At 69.2% G+C, this 9,674-nt stretch carries 10 protein-coding genes; 9 read left to right on the forward strand and 1 reads right to left on the reverse strand.

The window, feature by feature from the left end; genetic code table 11:
- The first annotated feature begins 305 nt into the window (after positions 1–305).
- Genes ACFU5O_RS32290 through ACFU5O_RS32310 form a run of 5 tightly spaced genes read left to right on the forward strand, consistent with a single transcriptional unit; the run spans position 306 to position 4,788 of the window.
- Positions 306–656 carry a helix-turn-helix domain-containing protein gene (locus ACFU5O_RS32290; RefSeq protein ID WP_384245827.1) on the forward strand — a complete coding sequence of 117 codons (351 nt, stop codon included), beginning with the start codon at positions 306–308 and terminating at the stop codon, positions 654–656.
- Entirely contained in the window at positions 653–2,803 is a 2,151-nt protein-coding gene (locus ACFU5O_RS32295) for a site-specific integrase (protein WP_384245829.1), read from the forward strand. The genes ACFU5O_RS32290 and ACFU5O_RS32295 overlap by 4 nt, the downstream gene beginning before the upstream one ends.
- A gap of 23 nt (positions 2,804–2,826) precedes the next feature.
- The gene (locus ACFU5O_RS32300; protein ID WP_384245830.1) at positions 2,827–3,678 is read left to right on the forward strand and encodes a DUF3626 domain-containing protein; all 852 of its coding nucleotides are present in this window, start codon (positions 2,827–2,829) and stop codon (positions 3,676–3,678) included.
- A complete protein-coding gene (locus tag ACFU5O_RS32305; RefSeq protein WP_384245831.1) occupies positions 3,675–4,274 on the forward strand; it encodes a hypothetical protein in 600 nt (199 codons plus the stop codon). The genes ACFU5O_RS32300 and ACFU5O_RS32305 overlap by 4 nt, the downstream gene beginning before the upstream one ends.
- A gap of 16 nt (positions 4,275–4,290) precedes the next feature.
- The gene (locus ACFU5O_RS32310) at positions 4,291–4,788 is read left to right on the forward strand and encodes a hypothetical protein (RefSeq protein ID WP_384245833.1); all 498 of its coding nucleotides are present in this window, start codon (positions 4,291–4,293) and stop codon (positions 4,786–4,788) included.
- 96 nt (positions 4,789–4,884) lie between these two features.
- On the opposite strand, the gene ACFU5O_RS32315 is transcribed toward ACFU5O_RS32310, so the two are convergent.
- Positions 4,885–5,436, reverse strand: a complete 552-nt coding sequence (locus tag ACFU5O_RS32315; protein ID WP_384245843.1) for an AAA family ATPase — start codon at positions 5,434–5,436, stop codon at positions 4,885–4,887.
- Positions 5,437–5,734: 298 nt separating this feature from the next.
- Between ACFU5O_RS32315 and ACFU5O_RS32320 the strand changes: the two genes are divergently transcribed.
- From ACFU5O_RS32320 to ACFU5O_RS32335, 4 genes are all read left to right on the forward strand, one after another.
- On the forward strand, positions 5,735–6,799 hold the full coding sequence (locus tag ACFU5O_RS32320; RefSeq protein WP_384245835.1) for a DNA cytosine methyltransferase: 1,065 nt from the start codon (positions 5,735–5,737) through the stop codon (positions 6,797–6,799).
- A 302-nt stretch (positions 6,800–7,101) separates the two neighbouring features.
- Positions 7,102–7,920, forward strand: coding sequence for a hypothetical protein (locus ACFU5O_RS32325; protein WP_384245836.1), 819 nt, complete (start codon positions 7,102–7,104; stop codon positions 7,918–7,920).
- Positions 7,921–8,046: 126 nt separating this feature from the next.
- Positions 8,047–8,322: a hypothetical protein gene (locus ACFU5O_RS32330; RefSeq protein ID WP_384245837.1), complete on the forward strand. Its 276-nt coding sequence runs from the start codon at positions 8,047–8,049 to the stop codon at positions 8,320–8,322.
- A gap of 228 nt (positions 8,323–8,550) precedes the next feature.
- Positions 8,551–9,132 carry a hypothetical protein gene (locus tag ACFU5O_RS32335; protein WP_384245838.1) on the forward strand — a complete coding sequence of 194 codons (582 nt, stop codon included), beginning with the start codon at positions 8,551–8,553 and terminating at the stop codon, positions 9,130–9,132.
- Positions 9,133–9,674 lie beyond the last annotated feature (542 nt).

Genomic DNA, 9,674 nt, shown 5'->3' on the forward strand with positions numbered 1-9,674 from the left:
ACACTCCCCAAGAGCCACGCCCGCGACGGGCAGGCGCGAGCAATCCCAGATCGGTAACGATCGGCCCGTACTGAAAGGACCCCGGGTGCCCTCATCCGCCACGTTATGGAGAACCACCGCGACGCAAGCACACAGGTCAACAGCCTGCCGTGCCAGCGAACTCAAGATAATCCAGCAGCAGGTCGGCCACGAGTGCGACAGCTCCCTGGCCATCTACACCCACGTCAGCGACGCCTTCATGAACACTTCCCTGCACAAGGCACTGGCCCCGGCATTCGCCGGAGCCTGACAGGAGGGATCCGGCGATGGCCGCCAAGCTCGACTACCACTGGCACCTGCGCAAGGTCATGGCGGACTGCGGGATGTTCTCCACCACCGACCTCATCCCGCCGCTCGCCGAACGCGGCATCACCCTTTCCTCCAGCCAGGTCTACCGGCTCGTCGTCGAGCGACCCGAGCGACTGAGCCTGAAGATCCTCATGGCCCTGCTCGACATCCTGGACTGCACCATGGACGACCTGATCGAGCCCATCGCGGTGGCCGGGGCCGTGAAGAAGCCGAAGAAGGCCGCGGGCGGCGGCCCGGTGCCCGACTCGGAGGGACTCGGCGGACTGCGGCCAAAGCGGGCCCGCATCAGGGGTGTTGACCGGCCATGACCACCGCTGACCATCCCGACCGCGCCGTCGCGGACCCGATCGGCCTGGTCACCGACCTGATCGCCGGCATCGAGAGGGAACTCACCCCCGACACCATCCGGGCCGTGGTCACCACGGTCGCGGGCGGCCGAGCGAAGTCGCGCCGCCTCGCTCAGTCCCTGGCGGGACGGCCCGCCGTCCTGACCGACGGCCGGTCCCCGGCGCCTCGGGTCATAGGCGACCTGCTCATCGAGCTCCGCAAGGCCGGCGCCTCGGCGGTCTCGCCGCCGGTCTGCGCCGGAGGCGGCAAGCTCCTGCGCACTTTCCAGCGTCGCGGACAGGACTGGTACTGCTCGGTCTGCGGCCAGGAGACTACTGAGTGCGCCGCCTGCGGAAACACCCGGCGCATCTCCTCGCGCGACCGCACGGGCCAGCCACGCTGTTCGATGTGCCCCGACACCGACGACCGTGATCCGGTCACGATCATCCACGAGGTGATCACCACGATCGACCGGGACGCCGACCGCGACGTCATCGCCGAGGCGGTACGCCGGTCGGCACCCCGCCCCTCCTACCAGCAAAAACTGGCCTGGGCCCTGGAGGAGAATCCGAGGCTGCTGACCGGGGACGGGCACCTTGCGCCCCTTCGCGCCATCCTGCGGTTCATCGACGTGCTGCACGTAGCCGGTGTCGCCGGGATCGTCCGGCCGGCTTGTCCCCGCTGCCGCCGCGTCGTCCGCATCGACAAGCCGCTCGGCGGACAGCGGGTCTGCCGCAACTGCACCGCCAAGTGCGGCGGTTGCGACAAACGCCAAGCTCAGTGCGTCGTCTGCGGACGGCTGAGGGGCATCCACTCCGGCACCCCCGACGCCCCAATCTGCGGCCCGTGCACCGCACCGGACGCCGAGCTCTGGCGCCCGTGTCCCACCTGCGGCGAAGCGGAACGACTGCAAGCCCCCGGCCCGTGCCCTCGGTGCATACTCAAACAGCGGCTCGACGAGCTTCTCACCAACGACTCGGGAGCCATATCCCCGAAACTTCGGGCCCTCCATGACGCGCTGGCCAGCACCGAACGGGTCAGCACCGCGATGCGCTGGCTCTCCGGCGGCATCGTCTCCACCGTCCTGTCAGACCTCGGCTCCGGACGCCAGCCTCTAACACACCAGGCACTGGACGAGCTGCCGGAGGGCAAGGTCGTTGAGCACATCCGCAGTGTCCTCGTGGCCGCCGACGCCTTGCCGCAACGGGACGAGCAGATGGTCCGCCTCCAACGCCACGTGAAAGATCTCGTCACGTCCCACACGACCGCCGAGGGACGCAAGATCCTGCACCGGTACGCGACGTGGCACCTCCTTCGCCGTCTTCACCGACGGAGCCGCGGCAAGGACATCACGCACACCCAACTCGTCGTCGTCCGCCAGCACCTGCGGGCCGCCGTCTATCTCCCCGACTGGCTTGAGGGCCAGAACCTGGCTTTTTCCATCTGCCGCCAGAGCGACCTTGAACGCTGGCTGACCAGAGACGACGTCCGCCACCGTCGAGAAGCAGGACACTTCGTGCGCTGGGCCCTCTCCCAGAAGATCGCCCGTGACCTCAGCTTCCCGGCCGTGAAATGGAACGGCCCTTCCCAGCCAATGGACGACGAGGCCCGCTGGGCCACCGCCCGCCGCCTCCTGTACGACGACACCCTCAAGCCCGAAGACCGCCTCGCCGGACTGCTGTTGCTCCTCTACGCCCAGTGGCCCGCCGCGATCTCGCGGCTCACCGTCAACCACGTCGAGGAGATGGCCGGAGCCGTCCGCATCCGCCTCGGCGCCGTCCCGGTCGAGCTCCCCGCACCCCTCGCTGAACTGGCCCTCCAACAGGTCGCGGTTCGCCGCAGCCATGCCGTCCTCGGCCGAACAGACTCTCCCTGGCTGTTCCCCGGAGGCCAGCCGGGCCGGTCGATCAGCGTCTGGGCCATGGGCGAGCGGCTCCGCAAACTCGGCATCCGCCTCGCCGAAACCCGCTCGACCGCGCTGTTCCAACTCGCAACCGAACTGCCCGCCGCCGTCCTCGCCCGCACCCTCGGCATCGACATCACCGTCGCCGTCAAATGGCAGCGAGCCGCCGCCGGAGACTGGGCCGCCTACGCCGCCGACGTCAGCCAACGCAGATGCACACATTGATCACGCTCGGGCACACTGCGCTGATGAACGCTGATCCAGCCCCGTCTCCGCAGGAACAGGCCATCCGCCACGTCGCCTCGCTGTCGTCCGGCGCCCCGGTCGACCCCGTGCTGAGGGTGACCCTGAACTTTCACCCCGACCGCACAGTGCGCGGTCGACCGATCCTGCTCGCGTTGGCCGAGGACGGCATCTATCACTCGCAGTTCGTCACCGGCACCAGCAACGGCGGCTTGACAGCCCACCTCGGCGGTGACCGATGGCGCTGGGAGAGCCGGATTTTCGGGGGTGCTTATGACCACGCACCCGCACACGAGCGACCTGTCTACGGCGCGTTGAACTTCCGGCGCAAGCCACTCGGTGGGGCGCCCCGGTTCGGCTCCGCTCACCTTCGACTGACTGCCGAGGCCCTCACCCGAGCCACGTTCTGCTACCCGGACAGCTTCTTCGAACCAATGGCCTTCGGCGTCGCGGCCAGCCTGTCCCTCATAGAACTGGCTGAGAACGACGACCAGGACGCACTCGACGACTACATCGAGGCACAGGTGCACGGCCCACTCATATTGGCCCGCGACGTCGAAGCACTCGTTCTGGACCCAAGCTATCGGGGCACGGACGTGGAAGCCGCCGCCCGCCGCCTGCCATGTCGGCTTGACTGGCACCCGGGACTCCGACTCACCGTCGAAGAACTCGCACTCCACCCGGGCTACCGCGGACACGAGTACGTCGAACTGGGCGCGGAGATCGCCGTCGACGGTCACCTCACGCCCCGGATCATCGGTGACGCCGCACGCACCGGACTCCATGACCAACAAGCACTCAAGAAGGTGTGGCACTGCCTGGCACGCTTCGGAACACCCGAGGAACGCAACGCGTGATCAGGCATGCATTCGGGCAGTTCCAATACCCGACTGCACCATTAGCCCGTCCGGGCGGGGCACAGGCCAAGTTCCTCGCCGAGGTCAACGCCGAGGAGGCGGAACGCAACAAGGACCTCGTGCTGGCCGAGTACCGCCGCTACCAGCAGGGCGAAATGCCGGCAGGTCCCGGCGCCCGCGACCTGATCAGCTTCTTCGCCAGCGTCGACGGGAAGCTGGCCCGCGCCGCCGCAGAGGACCCCACCGTCGTCGGCAGCGACCAAGAGGTCCGAGCCCTCCTCGCCGAGATCGCCGGCGTCCTGCACCTGGGGGTGGCGAACTACTGCTGGTTCATCGACCCCTCCAAGGCACTGTGCCTGAAACTGGCCGGCACCCCGAACGCGACGAAGCCGCTGGCGGGCATGTGCGATTCCGCCCGCTGCCCACAAGCCACCCACCATCCCTGCCACCGCCCGGTGTGGGCCGAGAGTGTACGGAACAAGCAGGTCTTCATCGAATCGATCGGCCGCAACCACAAGACCGAAAAGGCCCGACTGCAGGCCGACTTGGATCGGGAAGTAAAGGTCCTGGCCACGATCGACGCCACCACCACGTAAGGAGAAACCCCACCTCATGGCACGCATCAGCACAGAAACCCGCGCCCGCAACGAGCAGGCCGTCCGGGCCGCCATGGACCGGCTCCTGAAGGGTGACCTCCCGCCCGGCGGCAGCTGCGACATCAAGACACTGGCCGCCGAAGCCGGCGTGACCCGCACCGCGTTCTACCCGAAGAAGAACCGGAACGGCACCACCCGCCCCGGCCCCTACCAGCACCTCGCCGAAGAGTTCGAGCGACGCCTTCACACTCTGCAGCAGGCCGGCCAAGTCGTCGACCCGCGGATCGCGCAAATCGAACGACTCAAGACCAAGGTCACCGACCTCAAGGAACGCCTGGCCCAGAGGGACGAGACCGTAGCCGAGCTCACCGCGTTCAAGGAACTCGCCATCTCACGCTTGGCCGCACAGCACGACGAGATCGTACGTCTACGGGAACAAGCCGCAGCCCTCGGCAGCGTCCGCCGCCTACCCGCCACCCTCCCCGGAACAGCCCCGTACGGATCTTGCAGCTGAACCTGGCATCTCCCCTGAGGCCCGGACACGGCGAGGGATCCCGTCGACACCGCCTACTGTGCTCCCTCGCCGTCCGCCCCCCTCGTTTCACCGCGATCACACCTCGGAGGGTCCACCCGCTCGGACCCGGACCAGCACCTGGTCGGCCAACTTCTGCGGCGTCAACTCGCCATCCAGGAACACGGTGTCACCGGGCAAGGTGTCGGCAGCAGACATGCACGGCGAGATCCTCTCCTTGCACCAGCGCCGAACCTTCTCGTCCTGCTCAGGGCTGTCCGGGGTGAAACTGCGGCCGTCGATCCGCTGCTCCAGTACCTCTCGGGAGACCTTGAGGAAGAAGTGGTGGACGTCGATGCCTGCATCCTTCAACGCGCCGAAGATCTCGCCGACATAACCAGGATTCACCAAGGTCATCGGAATGAGGACCGGTCGGCGATACTCCTCGACCAGTCCCACCGCCAAGTCAGCGACCTGGCGCCGCCACAGCCGAAGGTCCTGGAAGTCACCGGTCGGCACCTCCACGATCTCTCGCAGCACATAGCCGACCATCTCCGGGTCGTAGACCAGTGCCTCGGGCCAGCGCGCACGCAACTCGTCCACCAGAGTGCTCTTTCCGCTGCCGAACGCACCGTTCACCCAGACGATCAACGCGATCCTCCCCGCCCCGTCGCCGTGCCCGCGACCCGGGCCCGGCATGTCGGATCAGCATGCCGCCTCCACCCGACACCTCTCAACCAATGACAACGCTCAATCGCTGCGAGAGGCCGCCAACGCCCCCTACACGAGAGGCCCCTGTGATCGAACCCATACCTTCACCTATCGTTCCAGCTGACATAGCACCCCCATGCGGACGTGATCTAAGTCACGCAGTCGTGCCGGACAAAGAGACAACATGCCTCGCTGCAACGCGACACGACGAGGACCCTCGATCCTCGCGTAAAGGGACATGACCTGCGTGGGACACGGCGTCTGCCGTCACAACGGGCCGGGAGGTTGGGACGTTGCCGTACAGCAGCTCGGCTTCGCCGTGACGGGCATCGAGCTCGACCACTCCGCTTGCGAGACTCGCCGGGCCGCCGGACTAGGCACCGTGGAAGGCGACGTGCGCGCCTATGACCCCTCCGACTTCCCCGCCGTCACGGACCTGATCGGCTCACCGCCGTGCCAGCCGTACTCCATCGGCGGCAAGGGCGCCGGGCGCCGGGCTCTTGACACGGTGCTGCACTTCGCTTCACTGCTCGCCGCGAGGAAGAACATCCGCTCCGGCCTCGCCACCCTGGACGACGAACGTACCGGCCTAGTGCTGGAGCCGCTGCGCTGGGCCCTTGCGGCCCTGGACACCGGACGCCCCTACCGAACCGTGATGCTGGAGCAGGTGCCCACCGTGCTGCCCGTGTGGGAGGCGATGGCGCAGATCCTGCGATGCGAGGGCTACACGGTGGTGACGGGCCGTCTGCACGCAGAGGCGTACGGCGTCCCGCAGACCCGTTCACGCGCCGTGTTAGTGGCCCGCCGACAAGACAAGGCTGCACTGCCCGCGCCCACCCACCGCCGCTACAGCCGGAGTGCCGCGCAGGACGAAGGAGACCTTGCACTGCTGCCCTGGGTGTCAATGGCACAGGCACTCGGCTGGGGGATGACGCACCGCCCGGCGCTCACCGTCGCGGTGGGCACGGCGGCGGGCGGCCCGGACCCCTCCTGCGTAGGCGGCTCCGGAAGCCGGGCCACGCTGTACGGGGAACGCGACGCGGGCCGCTGGATCGCGGACACCCGACTGGTGCCCGCCGATTCGGTGCCCGCCTACCGCGGCGGCCGCAAGGACATGATCCGGGTGTCCGTCGCCGATGCAGCCGCGCTCCAGACCTTCCCGCCAGACCACCCCTTCCAGGGCACCCGGACCAAGCAGTACGAGCAGATCGGCAACGCGATGCCGCCGGTACTGGCGGAGGCGGTCATTCGGCGGGCGATGGCCCCACAACTGGCCGCCCGCACCAGGACACAGGCAGCCTGACATGGAGTCATTGGGGGCGCCTCCCCAAAGGACCAACAGCCCCCAGCCCCCGCTTACCGTGGGTCGGGGGCTGTTGTCGTGCCGCCACTGCCCACCGCACCCGGCCTTACAGCCGCGCCGCGTCCCGCGCCGCCGCCCGGCAGCCAGCTCGGTGTCGGGGGTTGCGGGCGTTGCTGTGCCAGCGGACAGAGTGCGGCGTGCCGGGCCAGGGCGTGCGGTGACCACTTGAACCCGCCGCCTTGGCCCGCTTCCAACCACCAACCCCGTCTGCTGCTCCATTCCGTTGAAGGAGAGATCTCCGCATGTCCATATCCACCCCTGCCGCCGCCTCCGCGCCCACGATGCCCCCTGCGGGGGCGTTTGCCCCTTCCCCGCTCCCCGCTCCCGCCGTCAGCCCAGCGATGCCCACTCCCGCTGTCGCCGCGGTATCCGCCACGACAGCGCCTACCGGCACCGGCAGGGAGCCCCGGTATCCGCAGATCCCAGCCCGTGCCGGGAACGCGAACGTCCGAGCCCTGCTCGCCCACGGCACCCACCCCGCCAGCCGGCAGCCCCTCGCCGACGCTCCCGGCACCGGCTGCGGGACCTGCACGCTCGCCTACCGCCTTCAGCTCCCCGCACCCGGCGGAGACGGCACCGTGCGCGAGCGCGTCAAGTGCACCATGGCCCCGGTCAGCCGCCGTGGCCGTCAGGGCATCGACCTACGCCCCGCCAACGCCGATCAGCCCGGCACCCCGGCCTGCACCCTCCACTGCACGCACACCGACTGGCCGTTCGACCCCGACGGCCACGACCAGACCGCTGATGATGCCCTCGGCCACGCCCAGGACCACCCCGACAACGACGGCGTGTACGCGGTCTACCGGATCTTCGGGATCGACCTGGAGCACCAGCGCGTCTGGGTCGAGCTGGTCTCGACGATGATCCCGCACACCACCGCCGCAGGCGCCCACATCTCCCGCGCACCGCACCGCTCGAAGCCGGCCAAGCCGCACTTGTACCGGTTCTGGACCGACCTGTCCCGGCTGCACACCGCCCGCATTCACCATCCCACCGACGCGGGTCAGTGCGCCCATCAGCTCGTCCTGAACGGTCGCGTCCTTCGCCCTCTGCGCTTCTGACCAGCAGGGCGGACCGGCATCCGGCGACACCCAACTCCCGCTCCGGCGGCGCTTGCCGAGCGCGCGGCCACCGACGGACCGCGGTGAACGGGTCGGCGAGGGAGACGACGGTGTCGGTGGTCATGGGTGTGTCGGTTCGGTTTCGGCCCCGATCAATACGCGGAGATCACCTTCTACCAGTGCCGCCAATGCGCAGCCCGGGGCCCGGTCGGTCGCGCTCTGCCGGACGGCGACTTCCGCGACCTGCCCGAGACGGAACAGGCTGCCCACACCTGGACGGCCGACCACTTCACCACCACGGGCCATGAGGACTCCGACCGCATCACCCTGTCCCGCGCTCCTGCCCGCACCACCACCCTCCACCGCATGAGGAAGGCGACCCGGCCCGGCCGCCGCGCTTGATCCCATCCCCGTCGTGTTGTCTAGGCCGTTTGGCGTTGCCGCCTCTGCCCTGCGCAGCCCTGTCCCATGGGGGGTTGCGCGGCTTGGTTGGTCCCGGGCCAGTGTGCGGTCATCGAGAACGCGGTTCCCGCTCCGGCCACCGGCCGGGTGTGGTCGAGCCCCTACCCGCCGACTCGGCGGCCGGGCCCCCGGTTCTCTCCCGCCCCTCCTTTGCCCTGGAGCAGCCCCATGCCCGCGCCCGCCCATTCGACCGTCACCGCCCCGGCAGCGCCCGCCTATTCGACCGTCACCGCCCCGGCAGCGTCTGTCCACCCGGCCCCCGACCACCGGCGCCGCGCCGTGGCCGCCGTCGACTTCTTCACCCGGGCCCGCGCCGGGCACGCGGCCACCACGCCTCCGCCGTTCCGGGACGGCGACGACGTCTCCTGCCCGAAGGGAACGGAATGGATACGCCGGGAAGGCCGGTGGACCATCCCGGGCCATCCGAACACTCTGGACGTCACCGACGAGAAGGTGACCGGCTGGTGGAACCAGCGGCACCAGCCCGGCAGCAAGTTCGCGCTCGTCCACCGCCTCACCCCCGACGAGACGCACCTCATCAACGCCACCCGCTACACCACCCTCACCTACGAATACGGCCAGAACCCTGTCACGGGGGAGCCCACCCCCTACACGCACGGGCAGGTCACCGGCCAGTGGCTGCGTACCGTCGCCACTCACGTAAGGCTCCGCGTCTTCCTGGAACTGCCCAGCGGCATCGTGACCCTCTATTCCCCCATCGCCACCGGCGTCGTCTTCCTGCCCGCCTGACCCCGCTCCACGAAGCGCCCGCGCGACGCCACGGCCCGCGGCCCACGGCCCCGCACCCCTGCCACGCCACCTGGCAGGGGTGCGGGGCCGCTGCACGTCCCGCCAGCCGACCGAGGGGCCTTGCGCGGCTTGACCCCGCCCGTGGCGGCCGGGAATCGGCAACGGGGCGGAAAGAACACGCCCTCTTCAGACCATGCCTGGGCAATCACCCGCACGCTCGGCCGCCGCGGCGGTATGGCGCTTCGGCGCGTACGGACGCCCCGCGCCTTTCCCGCCCCTCGACCGCTCCCTGCTCCTCGCGAGGAACGCATCGGCCGCCCCCGGCACCGACAGACAGCCCCCCGGCCGACCCACCTGCCTTCCGGGGGTTGCATCCCTTGCCCCGCTCCCGGACACGGTCAATCCCCATCAATCATCCGGCCCGGGGCACCTCTGCCTCCCGGCCATCCCCCTATCCACGAGGAGATCCTGCGTGCCTGCTTACAAGCCCCACACACTGATGTCGTCCATCACCACCACACCCACCTCCTCGTCGTCGGAGG

It is taken from the genome of Streptomyces sp. NPDC057445, from assembly GCF_042802855.1.
GTDB lineage: Bacteria > Actinomycetota > Actinomycetes > Streptomycetales > Streptomycetaceae > Streptomyces.